Origin of the sequence: Desulfopila sp. IMCC35008 (genome assembly GCF_010646885.2) — a bacterium.
GTDB lineage: Bacteria > Desulfobacterota > Desulfobulbia > Desulfobulbales > Desulfocapsaceae > Desulfopila.
In genome coordinates this window covers 1014014-1037580 of the sequence record NZ_CP050700.1, presented here as the reverse complement: position 1 = coordinate 1037580, position 23567 = coordinate 1014014, and the positions used below count along the sequence as shown (strand labels likewise).

Annotated in this window: 26 protein-coding genes; 16 read left to right on the top strand and 10 right to left on the bottom strand. The window is 47.7% G+C overall.

The annotated features are described in order from the left end of the window. Positions 1–32 precede the first annotated feature (32 nt). The 9 genes from GA520_RS04690 to GA520_RS04650 all read right to left on the bottom strand — a co-directional run bounded on the left by GA520_RS04690 (position 33) and on the right by GA520_RS04650 (position 6992). The gene (locus GA520_RS04690) at positions 33–554 is read right to left on the bottom strand and encodes a DUF177 domain-containing protein (protein ID WP_163339707.1); all 522 of its coding nucleotides are present in this window, start codon (positions 552–554) and stop codon (positions 33–35) included. Between the two features lie 226 nt (positions 555–780). Next, a complete protein-coding gene (locus GA520_RS04685; RefSeq protein WP_163339708.1) occupies positions 781–1236 on the bottom strand; it encodes a cyclic nucleotide-binding domain-containing protein in 456 nt (151 codons plus the stop codon). 1 nt (position 1237) lies between these two features. Beyond that, on the bottom strand, positions 1238–1855 hold the full coding sequence (locus tag GA520_RS04680; RefSeq protein ID WP_163339709.1) for a phospholipid-binding protein MlaC: 618 nt from the start codon (positions 1853–1855) through the stop codon (positions 1238–1240). Positions 1856–1866: 11 nt separating this feature from the next. Then, positions 1867–2658 (bottom strand): VacJ family lipoprotein, encoded by a 792-nt coding sequence (locus tag GA520_RS04675; RefSeq protein WP_163339710.1) that lies wholly within the window; start codon positions 2656–2658, stop codon positions 1867–1869. Positions 2659–2667: 9 nt separating this feature from the next. After that, positions 2668–3117 (bottom strand): outer membrane lipid asymmetry maintenance protein MlaD, encoded by a 450-nt coding sequence (gene mlaD / locus GA520_RS04670; RefSeq protein ID WP_163339711.1) that lies wholly within the window; start codon positions 3115–3117, stop codon positions 2668–2670. Then, positions 3114–3896, bottom strand: coding sequence for an ABC transporter ATP-binding protein (locus GA520_RS04665; RefSeq protein WP_167528824.1), 783 nt, complete (start codon positions 3894–3896; stop codon positions 3114–3116). Before GA520_RS04665 ends, mlaD begins: the two co-directional genes overlap by 4 nt. Further along, complete coding sequence (locus GA520_RS04660; protein ID WP_163339712.1) at positions 3896–4687, bottom strand: ABC transporter permease; 792 nt, start codon at positions 4685–4687, stop codon at positions 3896–3898. The genes GA520_RS04665 and GA520_RS04660 overlap by 1 nt, the downstream gene beginning before the upstream one ends. Before the next feature lie 205 nt (positions 4688–4892). Continuing rightward, positions 4893–5936 carry an ABC transporter permease gene (locus tag GA520_RS04655; RefSeq protein WP_163339713.1) on the bottom strand — a complete coding sequence of 348 codons (1044 nt, stop codon included), beginning with the start codon at positions 5934–5936 and terminating at the stop codon, positions 4893–4895. A gap of 3 nt (positions 5937–5939) precedes the next feature. After that, positions 5940–6992 carry a microcin C ABC transporter permease YejB gene (locus GA520_RS04650; protein WP_205749357.1) on the bottom strand — a complete coding sequence of 351 codons (1053 nt, stop codon included), beginning with the start codon at positions 6990–6992 and terminating at the stop codon, positions 5940–5942. A gap of 422 nt (positions 6993–7414) precedes the next feature. On the opposite strand from GA520_RS04650, the gene GA520_RS04645 reads away from it, so the two are divergent. The 15 genes from GA520_RS04645 (at position 7415) to GA520_RS04575 (ending at position 19532) form a co-directional block, all read left to right on the top strand. Beyond that, entirely contained in the window at positions 7415–8524 is a 1110-nt protein-coding gene (locus tag GA520_RS04645; protein ID WP_163339714.1) for a ribonuclease D, read from the top strand. Positions 8525–8719: 195 nt separating this feature from the next. Then, a complete protein-coding gene (locus GA520_RS04640; RefSeq protein ID WP_163339715.1) occupies positions 8720–9139 on the top strand; it encodes a hypothetical protein in 420 nt (139 codons plus the stop codon). Positions 9140–9686: 547 nt separating this feature from the next. Beyond that, positions 9687–11039: a signal recognition particle protein gene (gene ffh / locus GA520_RS04635; protein ID WP_163339716.1), complete on the top strand. Its 1353-nt coding sequence runs from the start codon at positions 9687–9689 to the stop codon at positions 11037–11039. 75 nt (positions 11040–11114) lie between these two features. Next, on the top strand, positions 11115–11360 hold the full coding sequence (gene rpsP, locus GA520_RS04630) for a 30S ribosomal protein S16 (RefSeq protein ID WP_163339717.1): 246 nt from the start codon (positions 11115–11117) through the stop codon (positions 11358–11360). 6 nt (positions 11361–11366) lie between these two features. Next, positions 11367–11597, top strand: coding sequence for a KH domain-containing protein (locus tag GA520_RS04625; protein ID WP_163339718.1), 231 nt, complete (start codon positions 11367–11369; stop codon positions 11595–11597). A gap of 13 nt (positions 11598–11610) precedes the next feature. Next, positions 11611–12159, top strand: a complete 549-nt coding sequence (gene rimM / locus GA520_RS04620; RefSeq protein ID WP_163339719.1) for a ribosome maturation factor RimM — start codon at positions 11611–11613, stop codon at positions 12157–12159. After that, complete coding sequence (gene trmD, locus GA520_RS04615) at positions 12149–12958, top strand: tRNA (guanosine(37)-N1)-methyltransferase TrmD (RefSeq protein ID WP_240910222.1); 810 nt, start codon at positions 12149–12151, stop codon at positions 12956–12958. The genes rimM and trmD overlap by 11 nt, the downstream gene beginning before the upstream one ends. Further along, positions 12955–13503, top strand: coding sequence for an RNA methyltransferase (locus GA520_RS04610; RefSeq protein WP_163339720.1), 549 nt, complete (start codon positions 12955–12957; stop codon positions 13501–13503). Before trmD ends, GA520_RS04610 begins: the two co-directional genes overlap by 4 nt. Positions 13504–13589: 86 nt before the next feature. Further along, positions 13590–13943: a 50S ribosomal protein L19 gene (gene rplS / locus GA520_RS04605; protein ID WP_163339721.1), complete on the top strand. Its 354-nt coding sequence runs from the start codon at positions 13590–13592 to the stop codon at positions 13941–13943. Positions 13944–14278: 335 nt separating this feature from the next. After that, positions 14279–14941 (top strand): ribonuclease HII, encoded by a 663-nt coding sequence (locus tag GA520_RS04600; protein ID WP_163339722.1) that lies wholly within the window; start codon positions 14279–14281, stop codon positions 14939–14941. Next, a complete protein-coding gene (locus tag GA520_RS04595; RefSeq protein ID WP_163339723.1) occupies positions 14922–15293 on the top strand; it encodes a YraN family protein in 372 nt (123 codons plus the stop codon). Before GA520_RS04600 ends, GA520_RS04595 begins: the two co-directional genes overlap by 20 nt. 92 nt (positions 15294–15385) lie before the next feature. Next, entirely contained in the window at positions 15386–16372 is a 987-nt protein-coding gene (pdxA, locus tag GA520_RS04590) for a 4-hydroxythreonine-4-phosphate dehydrogenase PdxA (RefSeq protein WP_240910223.1), read from the top strand. Next, complete coding sequence (tmk, locus tag GA520_RS04585) at positions 16369–16992, top strand: dTMP kinase (RefSeq protein WP_205749358.1); 624 nt, start codon at positions 16369–16371, stop codon at positions 16990–16992. The genes pdxA and tmk overlap by 4 nt, the downstream gene beginning before the upstream one ends. A gap of 13 nt (positions 16993–17005) precedes the next feature. Further along, positions 17006–18703, top strand: a complete 1698-nt coding sequence (locus tag GA520_RS04580; RefSeq protein ID WP_163339725.1) for a tetratricopeptide repeat protein — start codon at positions 17006–17008, stop codon at positions 18701–18703. Beyond that, positions 18684–19532, top strand: a complete 849-nt coding sequence (locus GA520_RS04575) for a hypothetical protein (RefSeq protein ID WP_163339726.1) — start codon at positions 18684–18686, stop codon at positions 19530–19532. Before GA520_RS04580 ends, GA520_RS04575 begins: the two co-directional genes overlap by 20 nt. On the opposite strand, the gene GA520_RS04570 is transcribed toward GA520_RS04575, so the two are convergent. Next, positions 19526–20590 carry an AMIN domain-containing protein gene (locus GA520_RS04570; protein ID WP_163339727.1) on the bottom strand — a complete coding sequence of 355 codons (1065 nt, stop codon included), beginning with the start codon at positions 20588–20590 and terminating at the stop codon, positions 19526–19528. The genes GA520_RS04575 and GA520_RS04570 overlap by 7 nt on opposite strands. A 361-nt stretch (positions 20591–20951) precedes the next feature. Here GA520_RS04570 and GA520_RS04565 point away from each other — a divergent pair, with 361 nt between their 5' ends. Next, entirely contained in the window at positions 20952–23507 is a 2556-nt protein-coding gene (locus GA520_RS04565; protein WP_163339728.1) for a TIGR03960 family B12-binding radical SAM protein, read from the top strand. Positions 23508–23567 lie beyond the last annotated feature (60 nt).

Sequence of the window (23567 nt, the reverse complement as noted above, 5' to 3'; positions counted from 1 at the left end):
TGACCTTCTAAAATGCAATCACAAAATGATTGTCAATCTTTTTTCAACGTTTTAAGTATAGCAAAAGGTGAATTCGTCCTGTCTTCAGAGCAGTTACACTCGGCGCTGTTTTTCGGAAGACCGCAATCCGGACAAATACCGGAACAGTCGCTACTGCAAAGCACTTTCTGAGGTACAGCCAGGAACAGTTGTTCCCTGAAGATCTCGTCAATATCGACGACAGGTTCCCTGAGATAGAGAATGTCACACTCTTCGTTGCTACATTCCTTCTCGGTGATTCCTGCTATCGATTCCTCCTGCATTGTTACAAGATAATAAAACTCTTCATCAATGATGCAATCGACGGGTTCTCCACATCGGGCACAACCCATCCGTACTGTTGCAGCAAGTTTTCCGGTTAAATCGATGCTTTCAGCATCCCTGGATCGGGCAACGACTTCAGCAATCTTTATATCCTGAATGCTGACACCCGTTTCATCCAGATCAGACCATTCTCCCTTTTCGACAGAGAATCGGGAACCTGACTTATCAATTTCACCAAATGTCACACGCATATGCTGCCTCTACATATCCTGAAATTATGGATACGCAAAAAAAGCAAAAATAACTAATTTATCACAGAAAGGCCAGAAAAAAATAGAGAACACTGCCGATTTTCCCTCAAACGGCCATCTGAACCATTCATAAAGCACGATTACCGGAGTAGAGAAAAACTTCAAGCAACACCAGGCAACCTGCCGGGTGTAGAAATAAATTACATGCCGAAAAAAGATTGTTGTCCTATAAAATCAAAGCCAGTCGCTCAGAACTTTTTTGCAAACGGATTGAAGACAGTTTCAACATCTTCTTAACAACAGTAAGAGCAAGCTGTGGATCATTTTTCTCAAGTCCATGGAACCTGCTCAAGCTCAGTTCTGCAAGCACGCTCTTCTCAACGGCCACCAAGGTGGCACCACGAACTGTTTTGCCTCCCAACACGCCTTCCCCAACCACTGAACCAGGTCCAAGTAAAGCAACAGCCTGTCGCTTTCCAGCCATGGACGTTTCCTTGTGCACCGCAAGTTTCCCCTCAATGATAAAGTACATGGATGTCCCCTCACCCCCTTCTTCAAACAGGCTCTCACCAGCGACAAGCCCTTGCAACCTGCACAGATTCACAAGAGGCTCCAGCACAGAGAAATCTGCCAGATCAAAAAGGTTATGAAGCACCTTATGCAGGGATGTCTCCACTGACATATCAGCCGCTTTGTGACTCGAAGGAGGCGTTCTTCTGCTCAAGAACCTTTATCAGCCCATCGAATTTTTCGGTGCGAAGTATGGATCTGAATTGCTCTTTATAGTTTCTGACCAGACTGACCCCCTCAATATTAATGTCGTAGACCATCCATTTCTCACCGGTAAGAGTCATAATATAATGAACGGGAATCTTGATGCCGCTATCCTCAATCAAGGTAGAGACCTGTGCTCGATCACCCTTAATACGCTCATCCACATACCCCACTGTCTGCCCGGAGTATCCTTCCAATTTACCGACATACACATTTTCCAGCAATTTGGTCATCAACTCAGTGAAATGATCTTTCTCTGCATCCGAAATATCATTCCAACTCCTGCCGAGAATTCGCTTTGACATCTCACGAAAATCAAAACCGGTCCTTATAGACTCCATTATCCTGGCACGCCTCTCCGACTTGTTCGCATCACCTTTCAATTCTGGGTTCGCCAGAATAGCGGTAAGGCTATTGAGTGCAGGGCGCAACTGGTCAGTTGGCCCGTTTGAGGCTAAAACTGCCCCAGGAAGAATAAGCGTCAGCAGCGACAATGCCATTATGGTTTTAAGTAGGCGCGTGTTCATCTCAGTCACATTTACTGGTTATAATTTTTTATTATATTCTGTCTGTAATCGGTATATGCCTGCCGGGTTGCAATATAGGGGTCAAGCGAGATGCGCTTCATCTCCTCATAAACATCGGGAGTTATAGAGAGCCTGTTAACATAATCGGTACCGAAAAATCCAACAGATGCCGTTGTATCCACATCCATATACGTCAGGGGATGCATATAAAAGTCGGCTGCCAAACCAAAAGAGTCCCGCACATTGGAGGGACCGAAAACCGGCCAGCAGATATATAAACCACGCCCCAACCCATATACGCCCAGGGTCTGGCCAAAATCAGCCTCCTTCGGCATGATATCAAAGGCCTCGGCAGCCGCGTCACCAAAGCCGAACACCCCGATTGTGGTGTTAATCATAAAGCGTGAGAGAACAACCCCGGCATCTTCAAACCTACCCTGTAAGACGTTATTTACTAACCGAACCGGCGCCCTGAGGTTATAAAAGAAGTTACCGATAACAAGTCGGAAATCCTCCGGTATTACGTAAGAATAACCGGTTTTCACAGGCTTGAGGACCCAGAAATAGAGTTTATCATTAAACTCAAAGGTAATCCTGTTTAAAGGCTCAAGGGGGTCGAATACCTGTTCACCGTCCGAACCATACTCATCCTCATCATCATATTCATCATCCAGCAGATCGGGCATTTCATCCACTATGGAGAAATTCTCTCCGCCGACCAGATTATCGTCTGCCAGCAACGGGGAGGCCACAAAAAAACCGAACAGCGCAGCAAGGAGAGCCTGAAAAAGTCTGTTTCTCATAGCAGCCCCCTACTTTGCACTGCCAAAGGCAAATTTGGAGATGAGTGATTCGATATCCACGGCCGACTCCGTTTCTGTTATCAGTTCGCCGGCGGCCAGCATCTCCTCATCGCCGCCGAGACTTATCTGGATGTATTTATCGCCAATGATCCCTTGCGACTTCACCGAAGCAATCGAATCGACCGGGACCGCTATCTCCTTATTCAGTTTCAGGGACAAGACGGCGTAGCTGTCCTCATTAAGGTGGATACGATCCACGCTGCCGACAACAACTCCCGATACCTGTACCGCTGCACCGGCCTTCACCCCGGACACATTATTAAACTCGGCTTCGATGATATAGTTACGACTGCTGCTGAACAATTCGACTTCACCAAGTTGGAGAGCCATGTAGCAAAGTGCAGCGAATCCGGCCAGGATAAAAAGACCGACAATGGTTTCCTGTGTTCCTTGTTTCATTTTTCCACCAGATGACTCTGATATATTTCACCCATCGTGGTCCGCACAAATTCTTTTATATGCGGTTTTTCAGCCCACTGGATTTCTTCAGGATTCTTAAAAACATCCATCTTTCCCTTGTTCAGTATAATTACCTGATCAGCCAGATTAAAAACTTTCGGAATATCATGACTGACAATAACCGAACTATACCCCAGTTGCGCCTGGGTGCGTGAGAAAAGATGGTAGATATCGTTTGTCATAACAGGGTCGAGACCTGTCGTTGGTTCGTCAAACAACAAGATCTCAGGCCCAAGTTGCAATGCCCGGGCCAAACCGACTCTTTTTCTCATCCCTCCGCTCAATTGAGCAGGAAACTTGTCCTCATGACCGTCAAGCTCAAGTTGCTTGAGTGTTGTCATGACCTGCTCGCGGATTTCCACCTCACGCTTTACGGTTCTCTCACGTAACGGCAGAGCCACGTTCTCAAAGACACTCAGCGAATCGAATAATGCTGCACCCTGAAAAAGCACACCAAATTTGGTTCGCAATTTCTCAAGCTTACGTCCCCTGATACGGGTAACATCCTCACCATCGACCAATATGGTGCCGGAATCGGCTCGCATAAGACCAAGAACCAGTTTGAGCGTTACACTCTTCCCCTGACCTGACCTGCCGGCAATAACTGTCGTTTTGGATTGAGGAATGGTAAAGTCCACATGGTCGAGCACTACCTGCCTGCCGCCATCCTTATCCGGAAAGCTTTTCACCACGTCGATAAATTCAATAGCCGGAGTCATCAGAGCAACACCGCCGTCAACAGATAATCAAAGACCAATACCGAAATCGAAGAGAGAACAACCGCCTGAGTTGTCACCTTTGAGACACTCTCCGCCCCAAAACCGGCACCACGGATTTCCCGGACTAGAAAACCGCGCCCGGTGCATATCCAGACCACGAGCAAGGCAAACACAAATGACTTGACGACGCCCAGATATATATCGTGATTTGTCACACTCGATCGCATTCCTTCCATATAACTTCCGGGATTGACACCCAACAGACTGACACCGGCAATATACCCTCCACCGATCCCAATCACATCAAAGAGCGCTGTGAGTAATGGAACAGAGATCAGTGTCGCCAGGAATTTTGGTGCAATCAGATAGCGGTACGGGTCGATGGCCATGCACTCCAAAGCATCGATCTGATCAGATATACGCATAATACCAAGCTCCGCACACATAGCAGAACCAGCCCTGCCGGCAACCATCAGGGCGGTCAGCACCGGCCCCAGTTCCATGATTATCGTCAGCGACACCGCAGAGCCGAGCATACCTTCCGCACCGAATTTATTCAGGGAGTAGTAGCCCTGCAAACCCAACACCATACCGGTAGACGCGGCGGTAAAAAATATTACGGCCACAGAACCTGCCCCGACAAAATTGACCTGGCGGAGGCACTCACGAAACCGAAACGGGCGTTTAAAAAGCCCAGCGAAGACCAGGACGAGATACATTCCCATTCTGCCAAGGTCCTGAAGGACATATATTCCGGTATCCCCAAGACGCCGGATGGGGCTAATAAGCATAAAGTACACTAAATGTTTTAACAATCCGGGCATCCGCCCAGCCAACCATCTGACGACAGCAGTAACGTCAACCGAGTCAAATAGTTATATAAATACAAATGATTAACAAGCAGTAAAGGCTACACTATTAATATATCCGTTGTTTGTCAACAGATGGTCAACCTTAATAGCAAGGCCTTACAATCTTCCTACAGGGTTATCTATGCTATTTTTTTCGCGGGTCAAAAACCTCTCGTAAACTCTCACCTATAAATATGAGTAAGATAAGTGTTCCCACCAAAACAAAAAAGGTACTCAGTGAGAGCCACCATGCATCTATATTTGCCTTCCCCTGAGCCAGCAGTTCACCAAGACTCGGCGTTGAGGGCGGCACCCCCAAGCCCAGGAAGTCGAGACTTGTCAGAGCCAGGATCGATGCCGACACCCTAAAAGGAAGAAATGTGATCACCGGTGTCATGCTGTTCGGAAGAAGATGCCTGTACATTATAGTGACATTTCCAACACCAAGGGCCCTGGCTGCCTTAACATATTCAAGATTCCTGCCGCGCAGGAACTCCGCCCGTACATAGTCCGAAAGTCCCATCCAGGCAAAAAGCGACAGCAAAACCAGGAGCAATAAAATACTCGGCTGGAAGATAGAGGCGAAAATTATAAGCAGGTACAGTTCCGGCATTGCCCCCCATATCTCAATAAATCTTTGGCAGACCAGGTCGACACGGCCACCGAAATAGCCCTGGACTGCACCAGCAACAATGCCGGTAAGGGTGCCTATGAGGGTAAGACCAAGGCCAAACAGAATACTCAGTCGAAAGCCATAGACAAGACGGGCCAGCACATCCCTTCCCCGATCATCTGTACCCAGGAGATTTTGCCGACTGGGAGGTGCAGGCAGCGGACCATCAATATCGAGGTTGATAGAGTTATAACTATGCCGGTTAGGAGGAAAGAGCGCTTTATTGCCGGGTCTCTCCATCATTTCCAGAAAAAATGGATCAAGATAATCCGTCTCTGTTTCAAAATCACCACCGAAACGAGTCTCGGGATACTCTATAACAAGTGGAAAAAACAATTCCCCTTCATACACCACCAGAAACGGTTTATCATTGCTGAGAATTTCTGCAAACAGGCTCAAGACGAAAAATATCAGGAAGATTATCAGGCTGTAATACCCACGCCTGCTTCGACGAAACCGCTTCCAACGTCTTCCGGTGGGTCCTTTCCCGTATGTACGTGTGGCTGCTGTTTTCATCCCTCACCCTTCCGCCTGATCAAAACTTATTCGTGGATCAACCAGCACGTAACTCAAATCGGACAGCAGCCTGGCGATCAGCCCGATCAAGGTGAAAAAATAGAGTAAACCGAGAACAACGGGATAATCACGGTTCATAACTGACTGATACCCAAGAAGCCCCATACCGTCGAGTGAGAATATGGTCTCTATCAACAAACTGCCGGTGAAGAACGAAGCAATAAAATAGCCAGGAAAACCTGTTATTATCGGAATTATGGCATTTTTAAAGACATGTTTATACAGTACCTCTTTTTCGGCGAGCCCTTTTGCCCTGGCGGTCACCACATACTGTTTGCGGATTTCTTCCAGGAAGGAGTTTTTGGTGAGCATCGTCATAACAGCCAGACTGCCCACTCCGGAAGCAGTGATGGGCAGGACCATATGCCAAAGATAATCCAAAACCTTCATAACAATACCCATCTCCCCCCAATTATCAGAAGTTATCCCCCTGAGCGGGAAGATATTCCAGAAACTGCCCCCCCCAAACAGCACGATGAGCAAAACACCTAGAACAAACCCTGGAATCGCATAACCGATAAGTATAAAAGTGGAGCTCAACATGTCAAACCGACTGCCATCCCGGACGGCCTTGGCGATCCCAAGAGGAATACAGACACTATAGACAAGCAGGAAGCTCCACAAGCCAAGGGACATAGAAACCGGCATCCTGGAAATCACGAGATCCACCACCCCCTGCCTGTAATAATACGACTCACCGAAATCAAAGATGAGATAGTTTTTCATCATAATAAAAAACCTCACAACCGGTGGCTTATCAAAACCGTATAGTTTTTTGAGCGCCTCCACTCTCTCACTGTCGAGCCCGGAGTCACCGCGATACATCGACCCCTGCCCGACGGAGACCTCTCCCGCTCCCTCGAAGCCCTCCATCTCCGCGACAAGCTTTTCAACAGGCCCCCCAGGCACAAACTGGGTCACGACAAAAGTCACCAGCATCACTCCGAAGAGGGTTGGTATCATCAACAACAGTCTTTTCAGGATGTACCCGGCCATCTGCTCCTCAATATTCATCTCATAGAGATGGACAACTTTTTCTGATTACCGCTCATTCACAATTGAAGGACAAGGCTCATTCATTTGGAAATATCAACTGGAACAGTCTCCATAATACCACCACGTACAGGTTACATGCAGTGAGTAACCAGATGCTGAGCCAGACGATGTTACGAGTCAGAAGTAATCGGATTATTTTTCTGTCCTTTTTATATACTATGGTGCTGGAACTTCGCCAACAGGAGTTCTATCATCCCGCCACTATTCCACCGGGTTTGTGAGGAAAACCATTTGACGCCATGCAATCTATTGACTAAAGAGAGAACAACTGACTGCAAAGGGAATATCCCCTGCTGTCTTTTCGTGTGCCGGAAATCCTACATCATATTAATATAAAGAGAACCACTCCAGCTGCCATCGTTATGATACAAACGACAAGTGAACTTATAGCCTTTGTGGAACGAGCAAGGGAAACGGATGCTGTCGCAATTGACACAGAATTTGTTTGGGAACGGACCTACTTCCCGCAACTGGGACTCATCCAAGTCGCTCTATCCGATGAGGATTGTGAGCTGATTGACCCAATTGCCATTGAGGACTTAAGCCCACTCGGTGAATTACTATCGGACCGTAATGTGGTCAAGATCCTGCACGACGCCCCACAGGACCTGGCAATCCTTTACCAGGCGACCGGGACTGCCGCCCAAAACGTTTTTGACACCAGATTGGCGGCAGGATTTGCCGATTTGCCATCAACATTATCACTCTGCAACCTGATAAAGGAGCTGCTCGACATCAACCTGTCCAAAACGGAGACGCGAACAAACTGGCTCCAACGCCCTCTCAAGGAACAACAGGTAGAATACGCCCTTGATGATGTTCGCTACCTGCGAGCCGTGCGCGTCATCCTGATGAGCAGAATTATCGGACCGAAAATCAAATCCTGGCTACAGGAAGAACTGAACCTTCTCAATAATCCCAAAAATTATATTGAGAACGGCCAGTCTCAACGCTACCGAAAAATCAGAGGTGCCGGCAGCCTCAACAGACAATCACTCTCCATGTTGCAAATGCTCTCTGCCTGGCGGGAAGAAACGGCCAAAGAGCTGAACCGGCCAAGAGGGCATATCGTCAAAGACAACGTCCTGGTAGCTATCTCCAAGAAGAAAATTATGACCCCCGAAGAGCTGCATGAGAAATCTGGCTTATCTATTAAAGCAAGCAAGAAGTACGGCGAGGCAATATGCCAGATCATTAACGAGGTAAGAGGTGCCGATGAATCGTCCTATCCCGATGCATGCCGGACAACCCGCCTTACTACCAAAGAGCGTGAAACCCTGGATACCTTGTCCAACCTTATACAATTAAAGTGTAAAGTCCTGGGTATAGACCCTGCCCTTGTCGGAAATGGCAGTGAATTAAAAGAACTGGTAAAGGTTTTTGGCAACAGGAAGCGACAGATAAAGCAGTTGCGACAGACAGAAGGATGGCGAAAAAAACTTCTGGACGACTTTTTTCGTCAACATCGATAACATCGTGCCACTTGCATTTGTTAAAACAAATACCTATTATCAGTATATAGTCAGATGAAATGCCTCCATAAAAAGAGACAATAAATAAACAGATCCCATTAATCAGGTACTAGACAAAAGACCATGAAACAACAACATCCTATCTCCTCTTTGCTTGTCACACTTTTCTGTCTTTTATTAGTCGGATTCACCCCTATGAGCAGCAAGGCAGAGGACGGGTTAAAAGGGTGGGAGATCGACTCAGAATATAACAGCTACTATAACGCCAAGGAACTCGACAAATTCAAGGGTAAGATTACTAAATTTGTTGAAATCATCCCGCTTTCCGGCATGGCACCTGGCACAGGTTTTTATTTTGATGAAGGAGACGGAGAAGCTATTCTGGTTCATCTTTGCCCTGCGGCCTTTGCCAGTGCAAAAAAAACAGGCCTTCGTAAAAATATAAAGACAAAAATCCGGGGCAGCTGGGCAGTCATTGACGGTGAGGATGTCTTCCTTGCCAGCAAGGTAAAACAGGGAGAGCACTTCTCATTCAAGGTGCGTCTCACCAAAGATGGAACTCCATTCTGGACCATGAGCCCTGAGCAACTCGCCCGAGAACAGGCCAGTGACTAATTCGATTGAGCAACCATGTCTACATTTGAAAAATTATATTGCCTGTTCGCTGTTTCGTTTGCATTTGGCATTGGAACACTGTTTGCTCTGGTGCCTGAGTCTCGATCCGCAGGCCTCCTTTTCCCCTTAAGTTTATGCGGCTTGCTGGTCAATGTTGGACTGATGTTTTTGGTTTTAAAAGACATTTTCACCAGGAATCAGTTGGCAAAAACCGATAAATATATCTGGACCTGTATTCTCCTTGTTTGTTGGCCTGCAATTCTTTTTTATCTCTCCTTGCACGGTTTTCACAAAAAAGGAACTCAATGAATTGGCAAAGAAATCTTCATGCTTTCCTGTCTGCGACTTTTTTAAGCACCGGCTCGTTCACTGCTTGACATCTTCTTTTATTAAAAGTATCTTCCACTGTTTTGATTATACGAAGGACATCTGCTTCAATCGAAGGGGGTGTCCATTTATTGCCACATCTGAAATTTTACTATTTTTGCGGTTTCCGACTTATCATCAGTCAGCGACTGCCTTGATATAAATAACGTACTATCCGGATATGTTTGAAAATCTGACAGACAAGCTCGAAGGGGTATTTAAGAAGCTTCGCGGGCACGGCATACTTACTGAAGAGAACATCCAGGAAGCGATGCGTGAAGTGCGTATTGCACTGCTGGACGCCGATGTCAATTTCAAGGTTGCCAAAAAATTCGTCGCCACCGTCACAGAGAAAGCCATCGGCCAGGAAGTCTCAAAGAGCCTCTCCCCCGGTCAACAGGTAATCAAGATAGTTCATGAGGAACTTGTCAACCTTCTGGGCGGAGACACTGAGCAGATACGGTTAGATGGACGTCAACCGGTCATTATCATGATGGCAGGTTTACAAGGCTCTGGTAAAACAACCACTTCCGGCAAGCTTGCCCGGATGCTCAAGGGAAAAGGGCGTAAACCGTACCTGGTTCCAGCAGACGTTTACCGTCCTGCCGCTATTGAACAACTCCAGGTCCTTGGTTCGCGTCTTGAAGTCCCTGTTCATCCCTCCACAACGGATATGAATCCGGTTGACATCTGTCGCCAGGCTGTCGATGAAGCTGCTGTCAAAGGGTATGACACAATTATTGTGGATACCGCCGGACGGTTGCATGTTGACGAAGCCTTAATGACGGAATTGAAGGATATCCAGGCAACGATTGAGTTGTCGGAAATTCTCTTTGTGGCTGATGCCATGACTGGCCAGGACGCCGTTACGGTTGCAGACAAGTTCAACCAGGATCTTGAAATATCCGGTGTCGTTCTCACAAAGATGGAAGGCGACGCCCGCGGTGGCGCCGCCCTGTCAATTAAGAACGTTACCGGTAAGCCAATCAAATTTGTCGGTATCGGCGAAGCCCTGGATGCCCTTGAGATATTTCATCCCGATCGTATGGCATCCCGTATCCTCGGCATGGGCGATGTCCTTACCCTGATTGAGAAAGCCGAATCGGTTGTCGACAAGAAAAAAGCGGATAAGCTGGCCAGGAAGTTACAGAAGAGCCAGTTTACCCTGGAGGATTTTCTCGACCAGATCCAGCAGATCAAGAAGATGGGGTCACTGGAGCAGATCCTCTCCATGGTACCCGGCATCAACAAGTTGAAACAACTTAAAGATGGCCCCCAACCTGACGAGAAAGAACTGGTCAAGACTGAGGCTATCATTCGTTCCATGACGCTCAAAGAGCGGAAAAACCACAAGATTATCAACAACAGCAGACGTCAGAGAATCGCATCCGGTTCCGGAACATCAGTTTCTGATGTGAACAGGGTGCTCAAAAGCTATTCTGCGATGTTGAAGATGATGAAGAAACTGCGTGGAAAGCCCGGTGCTATCAGTGGCCAAAAACGCAGAAAGCTCCCTAAAGGGCTTAGAAGATAAAGATTTTAGTGGGCCGGGACATGGTCCATGTATGGGGATAGACCCCGACAAATATAATTGGAGGATAAATCTGCAATGGCAGTTCGTATTCGTTTAACCAGGCTTGGCAGAAAGAAGAAACCTTTTTATCGTATAATCGTAGCTGACAGCGAGTGTCCTCGTGACGGTAAATTCCTTGATATCCTTGGCACCTATGATCCACTTCAGGATCCGGCCGTCATCAAGGTCGACAATGAAAAGCTGCAGGACTGGATGGGCAAGGGTGCATTGCCGACCACTACGGTTAAAAGCCTGCTGAAAAAAGCGGCCACAGGCGAATAATCTTTTATGGATGAGTTGGTAGCCTTTATTGCCAGATCACTTGTTGATCAGCCGGACGAAGTCAAGGTCAACGGCAAGGATGAGGAAGGATGCTATACCGTTGAGTTGACGGTGGCTCCAGACGATCTCGGAAAAGTGATCGGTAAACAGGGAAGAACAGCCCGGGCCATGCGCTCCATACTCTCGGCCGCCGCAGCCAAAGAGGAAAAGCGCACCAGGCTGGACATTATTGAATAACTGAATTCGGGAAATGAAGCAGAAATATGTTTTTCCCGAAGAAAAATTTTTACATATCGGTTCCGTCATAAAAGCACAGGGATTGAACGGCGAGGTTGCAATTGCACCACTGTCGGGTCAACCGGAAAGCTTTGAGGCGTATACCACCCTGGTTCTGGTTGATGACACAGGGGCGCTTTCTCCCGAGCTCACAGTTGAAAAACTGAGGATTCATAAGGGAAGAGCGATTGTGAAATTTGACAGGGTCAAAGACCGCACTTTTGCTGAAAAAACAGTAGGCATGGGTGTCCTTCTGGCCCGAAAAGATCTTCCTCCTAGTGAGGATGACGAGTACTACTGGCATGAAATTACCGGTCTCACTGTCATCACGACTGATGGAAGATATGTCGGCAAAGTGGTGTCGTTATTTTCAAACGGCGCGCAGGATATCATGGTTATATCCGATGAAAGCCAGGAATATCTGGTCCCTTTTACCGACGATATAGTGCTTGAACAAAACGATGATGAAATGATTATTCAGCCACCTCCAGGTCTGCTTGAAATGAACCGGGGTGACGAATAGTCATTTACTGCAAATGATTTTTGACATCGTAACGATTTTTCCGGACTTGCTGGAATCTCCTTTAAACGAGGGAATCATCCGCAGGGCCCGCCAGGACCATAAGATCGATATTCATACTACGAATATCCGTGATTTCGCCCTGGATAAACATGCCATGACTGACGATCGACCTTTTGGCGGCGGTGAAGGCATGGTGATGAAAGCGGAACCTCTGGCTGCTGCTGTCCAATATGTTCAGGCAAAAAGAGGTCGAGGTAACGTAATACTGCTTAGCCCTCAGGGCAGACGTCTCAACCAGAACGTGGCCCTGGAACTGGCAGACCATGAGCACCTCATTCTGGTCTGCGGTCGTTACGAAGGCGTGGACGAAAGATTCCGTGCCAGATATATTGAAGACGAGATCTCAATCGGGGATTATATTCTCTCCGGCGGAGAGCTTGCAGCAATGGTTGTCATCGATACCGTTACACGTTTACTGCCTGGAGTTCTTGGTTGCGCCGATTCGGCTGACAAGGATACCTTCAGTGAGGGGCTCCTTAAACATCCGCAGTACACGAGGCCCCGCAGCTGGCAAAACATGGATGTACCGGAAGAACTGCTCACCGGCAACCATGAGAAAATTGAAGAATACAGGTTTCTCGCCTCTATTATCAGGACTCTGGAGCGTCGTCCTGAGATGTTATGCACGAGGCTTTTCTCCAAGGCGGAGAAGAAACTTTTACGGCACCATAAGCTATATGATACAATAAACGCAGTTCTGGCAGGCCAGAACAAGGGTACAGAAGAGGGAAGACGATGAAATCAGTCAACATAGCCCTCGTGCACCACCCTGTGCTCAATAAAAAAAACGAGGTTATCGGCTCAGCCGTGACGAACCTTGACTTGCACGATATAGCAAGGGCTGCCAGAACCTACGGTGTCGCAAATTACTACATAACGACACCTTATGAAGACCAGAGAAAGCTGGCTGGCGAGATAATTGGGCACTGGCAGACAGGGCACGGTGCAACATATAACCCTGCCCGCAAAGAAGCGTTGTCTACAATCAGGCTTGCTGAGTCAGTGGAACAGGTAGTGACCGAGCTCAAACAACAGAACAAAAACCTCCTTGTTGTAGCAACGAGTGCCCGGGCATATCAAACCTGCATCAGTTATCACGACCTGAGAGAAAGAATAGAAAACGGCACCCCCGTTCTCCTTCTTTTCGGTACAGCCCATGGGCTTGCTCCCCAGGTCATGGAAATGGTTGATACTGTAGCTGAACCCTTAAAAGGGGCAACAGACTACAACCATTTATCGGTTCGATCCGCAGCCTCGATCATATTTGACAGGCTGCTTGGATGAAAAAAGGGTAATCAGGTTATTGCCCGCTTAAGAAAATAATTGCTACTGGATATACATATCCCGCACTTCAACCAATACAAGACGTTATGAGCACAATAATTGAAAGAATCAACGAAGAGCAGATGCGACAGGATCACCCGGATTTCCGTCCCGGCGATACCGTTAAGGTACATATCCGTATTATTGAGGGTACCAAAGAACGTGTCCAGATTTTCCAAGGCGTTGTCATTAAACGCAAAGGCGGAACTATGGGTGCCACCTACACCGTTCGTAAGATTTCCCACGGTGTAGGCGTGGAGAAGACGTTCTCCCTGCACAATCCTCGTATTGAGAAAATCGAAGTCGTTACCCGAGGCCGTGTACGTCGCTCACGCCTCTTCTACCTGCGTAACCTTCGTGGTAAAGCAGCAAGGATTCGCGAGAAATCAATCAACCGCTAAGGTCTTTTTCTCGTACCGTCCGTTTTCCATTACCCGGTTTGTCTCTTTGGCAACCCGGGTTTTGGTGTTTCCGGACACCGAAGTCGAACATTTCATGACAATCGACCAGGATGTGTAAGTATGTCCTTCATTTCATATGGTTATCTACTTTTTGAGCGATATTTTTCTGGTAACACATTGTACCCATATGAAATACTTTCGATTTCCACACTTCGAGCAAACCTTCTGATCCCACACCCTACGCTTTTAAGAGCTTGTGGTAAACTACTACAATGGTACTCTGGTTTCCTCCATAATGGAACCAGTAGGCACGTGAATTTTTCGGGCTATTTGACATGAGCCGTATCTCTCTGCCTCATTCCACGACAGATATCCATGATCGGTTTCAGTACGAACGATTCCTCTATAAACAGGGCTTTTCAGCTATCGCCGGTTCTGATGAGGTGGGCCGTGGTCCCTTAGCAGGGCCTGTCGTCGCTGCCAGTGTTATCTTACCTGCAGAATGTGACCGTTCTCCTTTCCTTGACTCTAAACAACTCAGCCACACCAGACTTGTGTTGGCATACGACTACCTTCATGAGCTTGGATGCCCTGTGGGCATTGGCGTCGTTTCAACCGAGACAATTGAACGGATTAATATCCTTCAGGCATCTCTTTTAGCCATGAAACGTTCCATTAATGATCTGGAACGACAAGGCCATCGACCCGACTATATACTTGTCGATGGAAAATTTGAAATTCCTTTATCGCTGCCGCAACAGGCCTTGATAAAAGGTGAGTCGAAATCAAGCTCAATAGCTGCCGCTTCCATCGCTGCCAAAGTCACACGTGATCGAATAATGGTCGAGATGGATAAGAAATTCCCTCTGTACAATTTCGCACAACATAAAGGCTACCCGACCAAGGCCCACAAACAGGCCGTCAGGGAATTCGGCCCATGCAAGATCCACCGTAAAACCTTCAAGGGAGTTAAGGAATTTGTCACCAAATCGTCGTAATCTCGGAGCTAGCGGGGAAGATATTGCTGCCAATCATCTCTGTAAAAACGGCTATAACGTGCTCAAACGAAATTTCCGAAACCGTTCCGGGGAAATTGACATCATTGCCAGGGATGGTGACGTCCTGACTTTTATCGAGGTGAAAACCAGGCGTTCGGAGAAGCACGGTTCACCAGCGGCTGCTGTAACCTATCGCAAACAACAGCAGATTTCTAAAGTTGCCCTCTACTACCTCGCTCTTCATAACCTCTTTGACCATGATGCACGTTTCGATGTTGTGTCCATTCTTCTTAGAAAGAATCAAGTACCTGATATCGAAATTATCAAGAATGCCTTTGAGCTCATTTCCTGATCGCAGACAAGGTAACACTACATACCTTTTGATTATTTCTCAGAAAACGTTACACTGAAAATATGTCTACTCCATCTATTATAGGTATCACAATGGGCTGTCCTGCAGGCATCGGTCCGGAAATTATTCTTCGTTATTTTTGCGGAAGTAATTCCGAACGTCCTTTTCGGACAGTGATCCTCGGAGATATTGCAATACTTGAAAAGTGCTCGGCTGAACTTGCTATTCCAGCGCGGTTCGTTACCTGGAAACCAGGAACACCTGTTCCTCGGCAGGGTATCCCAGTGATGGTGCTTTCGCAAATCACCGACCACAACTGGGGACATCCCACCACAGAGAGCGCACGGGCAATGGTTCATTATATCCAAACCGGGGTTCGTCTGATACAGGAAGGACACCTCAATGCCATTACCACCTGCCCAATTGCCAAGGACGCCTTGCAACAGGCAGGATTTCAATATCCCGGACATACGGAAATGCTGGTCGATCTGACCAAAGCCGAACATTATACGATGATGATGGCCGGACCATCCCTCAGGGTCACCCTGGCAACCATTCATTGCCGCCTGGCAGCTGTCCCTGAGGCCATATCCCGCACCGTTGTCGAGGATCTCATTGAAATAACAAACCGTTCCCTGCAAATGGATTTCGGCATTGGTAAGCCTGCAATTGGTGTTGCCGGACTCAATCCTCATGCAGGCGAATCAGGTATTTTCGGGAATGAGGAACATAGACACATAGAACCCGCCATCCGTTCTGCACAGGATAAAGGTATCAACGTCAGTGGGCCTTACCCTCCAGATACGATATTTTTCAAAGCCGCTGCCGGTCAGTTTGATTGTGTTGTCTGCATGTATCATGACCAGGGATTGATTCCGTTTAAGCTACTCCACTTCAAGGATGGGGTAAACGTAACGCTTGGTCTGCCCATTGTACGTACTTCAGTAGACCATGGCACCGCCTATGACATTGCCGGAAAGGGAGTAGCAGCTGCTGATAGCCTTGCAGCCGCAGTTACCATGGCCCATGAAATTCAGATGAACCGCAAAGTTTTTCAGGAAACATCCGTAAACATATGAATATAAAGCGTACAGGTAGACTGATTGTCTTCGAAGGTATTGACGGCACAGGGAAATCGACCCAACTCCCATTACTGGCACAATATCTTGAAAGTAAAGGATTCATGGTCACAGTTACCAGGGAACCTACCGACGGAGCCATCGGACAAAAAATTCGGGCCCTTTACAGCAGCCGCGAGAACACGACACCCGAAGAGGAACTGCAACTCTTTCTCGATGACCGGAAAGAACATATCGAACAAGTTGTAGGCCCTGCTCTGGCGTCAGGTAAAGTTGTTCTCTGCGACCGGTATTATCTGTCAACTGCAGCTTATCAGGGAGCCAATGGGTTTGACCCGTTGGAAATAATAAAACGGAACAACTTTGCGCCCAAACCGGATATCGCCCTGATTTTTGAGCAACCAATAGAGACAAGTCTTGAGAGAATCACCACGAGCCGTGGTGAGGCCCTCAACGATTTTGAACAGGCCGACAGTCTTAAAAAAGTGAGCGCCATATTCGATATGCTGGATTTCCCCTGCATCAGGCGGATTCAGGCAAACGATACGATAGAAAACATTCACAGGAAAGTGATCGAGGCAGTAGCCGACAGCCTGGAAGGATTACCAGTAAACTCATAGCCCCGGAGCAACCATGCTGCGTCAATTTCTCGCTTTCATCCTGCTTCTCCAGCTCGTAACCGGTTGTGCCGGCAGCCTGAAGACTGCCAGTATGGAAGAAGATCTTCCTGCAGCAGACCTTTCATGCTCCTATTTCTATTTTCTGTGGGGGACACACGCAGAATACGGTCAAAGATTTGAAGAAGCACTGGAGGCTTACCAGAAAGCATTAATTTGTGATCCGAACGCCGAAACTATTAAGAAAAAGGTTCCTGTACTGCAGATAAAACTTGGTGAGATCGAAAAAGCCATCGAATGGCTCAAGGACTATATCGAGGAACACCCGGACGATACCTCCCAGCACCTTCTGCTCGCCCACCTCTTCATCCAGCAAAAAGACAGGGAAGAAGCAATCAACCTATATTACAGGGTTCTTGAAAAAGAACCTGATAACGAAGGTATCCTGCTCAGGCTCGGTATCCTGCATACCCAGCAACAGCAATACGAGGAAGCACGAGGTATTTTCACAGGCCTTATCGAGACCAACCCGGAACTTTACCTCGCCCACATCTATCTTGCCCGCTTGCACCTTATGAACGGCCAGTTGGATGAAGCTGCCACCGAATACGAAAAGGGGCTGTTACTTAACTGGTCTCCTGAGCTTGTCTATGAGATAGTCGATCTCTATAGCCGTATAAATAACAATGAAAGAGTGTTGGAGCTTTATACCACAATTCTGGATAATAATCCGACCATTCCACGGGCTGCCCTTGGCCGTGTCCAGACCTTGTTGAATATTGGCCGTAACAATGAAGCATTCCTGGAACTGACGGAGTTGCAGCAGAACAGCGAACGTCATCCACCTCTGGACCTGGCTATTGCCAAATTCCTGCTTCGTCTCAATAAGACAAAACAGGCGGAAGATATTCTCCTTCATCTTCGTGCAGATGAGGAAACGGCCTCTGAGGCTTATTACCTGCTCGGCCTGATTGCTTATCAGAACGATGACAATGAAGCATCGATCAATTACCTCTCCCATATTCCTGCAGACAGTGAAGACTACGCCGAAGGTGTATACATGCAGGTCCGAATTCTCCGGCAGGAAAAGAGAATTGAGGTGGCTCTTCGCCTTCTCCAGACAGCTATCGATGATGAGGAGACACGCCATCCACTCTTTTATGCCCTGCTATCCTCGTTATACCAGGAACAAGGAAACGATGTAGCTTCCCTGGAAGCCCTGGTCTCCGGCAACAAAGCATTTCCGGAAAACGATCTTCTTCTTTATGAACAAGCCCTGTTACTGGAGCGTACTGGCGATCATGACCAGGCCATGACAACCATGACTAAAGTACTTACACTCAAGCCGGATCACGCAGAAGCACTCAATTTCATTGGCTACTCCTGGGCAGACAAGAATATAAACCTTGATAAAGCTCATGAGTACATATTAAGAGCTGTAGAACAAGAACCTGAAAACGGTTATATCCGCGACAGCCTCGGCTGGGTTTTGTTCCGGCTTGGTCTCCTCGATGAGGCCAGAGAACAACTCAATAAGGCTCTTGAACTTGAGCCGGACGACCCACATATCTATGATCACCTCGGTGATGTTCACACCGCTGCTCAAGATTTCGAAAAGGCAAGAAAGTCGTACGAGAGAGCCATCGAAATGTTTGAATCAGATGAAAAAATTGACGAAATCAAGAAAAAGATCGATGCCCTTCCTTCACCGTAGCCAGCCAGGAAAACGGCTGCCCCTGCTTCTTCTGCCACAAGTCCTCATCACCCTGCTCTTTTTTTCCGGCTGTGCGATTAAACCCTGGAACAGGCCACTTACCGAAAGTGAATTCAACACATTAAAACCCTTCGCAGAGACAATGAGAGACTTACAGGCACAGTGCAGTCCCTGCCTGGATGGGAACGTTACAATAAGCATCGACACCCAACTCGGAGGACGGAAACTAAGTGGATACATGATAATTGCTCCACCCGACAAGTTGAAGTTCGTGGCCCACAATCCTCTCGGTCAACCGATCATTGCAGTATCCGGTGACAAATCATCCTTCCAGTATCTGGATACAATGAAACGGGTTGTGCTCACCGGCCAGCCGCTTCTCTTATGCCGTGAACTCGGCCTTCCCGAAGTATTTGCATCAAAGTCGTGGGGAGTATGGCTATCCGGTTTTTTCCCTGCCAGGGACAAACTTGCCGGAATGAAGGAGGACAAAGAGGGGAAAGGTGTCTGGTTGAAGTTTGCAGAAGACACCTCCGGTCTCCAGGAGCACATCCTCATTCAGCATGAGATACACAGGGTTATTAGCCGAATTATCACTAGAAAAGACAAGATAGTCCTTCGCCTTGATTATCATTACCAGGACATGAAGGACAAGACCAAACTGTGCAGCCTGCCAGAAGAAATTACTGTCTCGGGATTTGACTATGCCACTGAGGTAAGTATGGAATTTTCAGATGTGGCAGAAGTGGAATTGTGGAGCCCTGCTGATTTTGACCTACCACAACCGGTGGGTTATACAACCAGGCATTTCGGGGACGAAAATCACTGAACGGTCACCTGTTTTTTATCGTCCAGAATATTTACAATCAGTACAAACAGATTGTCCTCATTGAAGAAAACCTGCTGCAGGTCATAGTCATAACCGGGGACAAGATCAAGAACCGCCCTGACCTTACCGGGATTTTCATGTCGGGCCACCCTGATTTTATCAACATACTCGCCATCTACATCCATGGTCCCCTTTATCTGGCCCGTCATCCGCATATTGTAGAAATCACAGACAATACGGGGAATGCCTTTCTCGATAGCTGACACCACGGGAGGATGAAAATCATCAAGCTTGAAAAGGATCATTTCCCCTTTTGCGGAGTTAGCGTCAAAAGAGACGTCGAGCAGAGAGGGAATCTCAGGGTTTGTCTTCACAACAGACTTTTCTCCTAAACTCCTTTTCTCTACCCTCTTACTGACAACGGACTGAACCGGCTCTGCTGCGCCTCCATCAACCGCTTTTGCTTTGTTGTTCTCCTCACCCACACCCTTGACAGGTACAACCGGTGCTGTCTTTTCAACGATCTTTTCCGGGGCGACTTCATGATTCTTTACCGAAACAACAGAAGCACTCGGTATTTTTTTCTTTTCAACAGTTTTCTGGGGGCTGGCAATAATATTCTCTTTCCGGGCAGCAGCTGGTTTCTGCTGCTGTTCGAGAATATCCACACTCAGGGTATGGGTTACCTCGTTAAATTTCCGGTTCCAACGGATCTTTTTCTGCTTCGCGAGATCAATTACAACACGAGTTTTCACCTGCGGCTCTTTGTGCATCCCGATCCGTATCCCCTGAACCAGGCTGGCACCCTCTGCCGTAACCTTTGAGCTGCCTCGATATTTCGCATTAACGAAATCGATCACCAGGCGCGGTTTTTCACCACTCAGCATAAACATCTTCGGCACATTCGTATCGGTCAGCGAAAACGTAACGGTCTCAACACCATTTTCTCCCGCTTCAAAACCAATTGTTTCCAGTACAACATTTTGCTCCGCAACCGCCTCGTATTGACAGCAGATAAACAGACCGAACGAAATCAGCAGAAGAAAAGCTATCCGCATTTACACTAACCTCTTGTATCTCAATAATAAAATTACATTTGTTTCGAAAATAATTTCTTTATCTTCCTGATTACCTCATCCAGGCTTGAAAAGTCAATCAATTTTCAGTAAATGGAAGGTATGTAGCAGGTAACCGTGTACGGTGTTTCGCCTTTGTCCACACGGCCTTACGAGATTTGCAGGCAAACAGCCTCTTCTTACAATCACCTAATTACTAACAATAACAAAGAGTTTAGCAGACAACAGACCTTCAGCGCTCCGCTTGCCGCATCACATCTTCTACCCATCTGAAAAAACAGTAAAAGTAGCAACGCATTAGACCGGGTATAACGCTGAACCTCTTGCTGATTAAATAAAGCATATGACCGATACATCTTTTCTTGCCCGCATCCAGAAGCCGGGTAGATACACGGGTTGTGAATACAACAGCGTGAGCGTCCATAAAGATACAGCAAAAATCCATTGCGGGCTTCTCTTTCCTGACCTCTATGAGATAGGTATGTCTCATCAGGGACTACAGATACTTTATCACATCCTTAACAAGGAGGAATCAGTCCGGGCCGAACGTTGTTACTGTCCAGACAAAGACGCGGAAGCACTTCTTAAAAATAAGAAGCTGCCGCTCTGCACCCTGGAATCCGGAAAACCGTTAGCCGAACTGGACATGCTCGGATTCACCCTCCCCTACGAGCTCTGCTACACCAACATCCTCACTATGCTTGAGCTGGCCGGGATTCCTTTTTTGAGCAAGGATCGGGATCACACTTTCCCACTCATCATTGGTGGCGGCGCCTGCTCAATGAACCCGGAACCTGTCGCGGACTTTTTCGATGCTATTCTCCTCGGAGATGGTGAAGAGGCAATCCTTGAAATTGCCGAAACTCTCCTGAAGGCTCGTGAAAAGCAATCGACAAGAGGACAGCTTTTGGAGCAGTTGTCCGGAGTAGAAGGTATCTACATCCCTTCCTGGTATGAACCGCAATACGATGAAAAGGGAAGCCTCACGACGATGACCGACAGACAAGGTAACAGTTCATCCCCCACACGCAGGGTGTTACCCGATCTTGACCGGCTTGATCACCTTCTCACCCCCATCGTTCCCAACGCAAAAATTGTACATGACCGCCTGGGGGTCGAAGTTGCCCGGGGCTGCACCAGGGGGTGCCGCTTCTGTCAAGCCGGTATCACGTATCGTCCGGTACGAGAGAGAAGCCCACAACAGGTCATGCAACTTGCAAATGAAGGTATAGCGAACTCAGGCTTCGATGAACTTGCCCTCCTCTCACTCTCCACCGGTGATTACTCCTGCCTGGGAGAAGTGTTGCCTCAACTCATGAACCGTTTTGCAGGCGACTATGTTTCTGTTGCCATGCCGTCCATGCGTGTCGGGACCCTGACCCCGGAGATCATGGACCAGATCAAACGTGTCCGCAAAACAGGCTTTACCATTGCCCCGGAGGCGGGAAGCGAGAGACTTCGCCGAGTTATTAACAAAGGCATTACCGAGGAGGATCTTTTATCCACCTGCACCACTGCCTTCTCCCTCGGCTGGAAGGTGATGAAATTCTATTTTATGATAGGGTTACCAACTGAAACGGATGAGGACATTGATGAAATCGTCAACCTGATTCAAAAGATAAAAAAAGAGACCAATGCAATTCCAGGCGGGAAGAAGCAGGTCACGGTCAGCATCGGTACCTTCGTTCCCAAACCGCATACTCCTTTTCAGTGGACCCCTCAGCTGACCATAGAAGAAAGCCGTCACCGGATCTCTATACTAAAGAAGAATCTTCCCAGGAAAGGATGTTCCCTCAAATATCACGATCCCGAACAGTCCTATCTGGAAGGCGTCTTTTCACGAGGTGACAGGAGGCTATCCGCCCTGCTTATCGAAGCATGGAAAATTGGTGCAAGGCTGGATGGTTGGAGCGACTATTTCAACCTTGCTCTCTGGAGACAAGCCGCCGAAAAGATCAGTTTGAACCTTGATTTCTACCTGCGCGAAAGGGGTGCGGACGAACTGCTTCCCTGGGGGCATCTGGATACAGGTGTCGATATACAGTTTCTCCAGGAAGAACGTGATAAGGCACTGCAGGAGATTTACACCCCCGACTGTCGCTACCATGGCTGCCAGCAATGCGGCCTGTGTGATTTCGAAACCATAAGACCGATTGTCCACGATCAACCTGAGCTCTCCGCCAGGCCTGCAGATCATGGCAAAAGTCCATCTCTGTCAGCACTCGATAAACGGGCAATTCCTGCCCATGATGAAAATCACATTAAATATATTGTTCATTACAGCCGCAGAGGAAACATCTGCTATCTCGGCCACCTGGAAATTCTTCAACTTGTATTCCGGGCTCTACGTCGGGCCGATATTACCACCAACTACTCAAAGGGCTACAACCCCTCTCCCAAGGTTGCCTTCGGACCTGCCCTACCGGTGGGAACGCAATCCCAGGCAGAGTTCTTCATTATGGATTTACCGGCCCCCCTCAAATCTACAGACAAGGCTGCCCGGGATCTGAGTGACAACCTGCCGCCGGGGCTTACGGTCACAAGCATCGAGTTGCATTCCGGACAGCTTCCCCAGGCCATCGAAAACTTCTACACACTGCAATTTGAAAAGCCGCTTTCAGAGGCCGAGCAGGAAAAGATCAAACAGTTCATGGCAGGTGATGAACTTGTGATAAGCAGGATACGCAAAGGCAAACACCGTCAATTTAATATCCGCCCGCTCTTTACCAGATGCGACCTCCTTTCGGCAGCTACCATGGTAATGCAGATTATCAGTAAAAGCGGTGTCCCTGGTATAAAGCCGATTGATGCGCTCAGCCATATACTGCAGCGAGATGTTGAGGAACTGATCGAAACAAAGATTACCAAAACAAGCTGGCAACCTGTTGATGAAAGTTGAGGGTACCTGTTAATACAGAATCAAGTCGGGTACCAACTGTCTGATACACCCACTATTTCA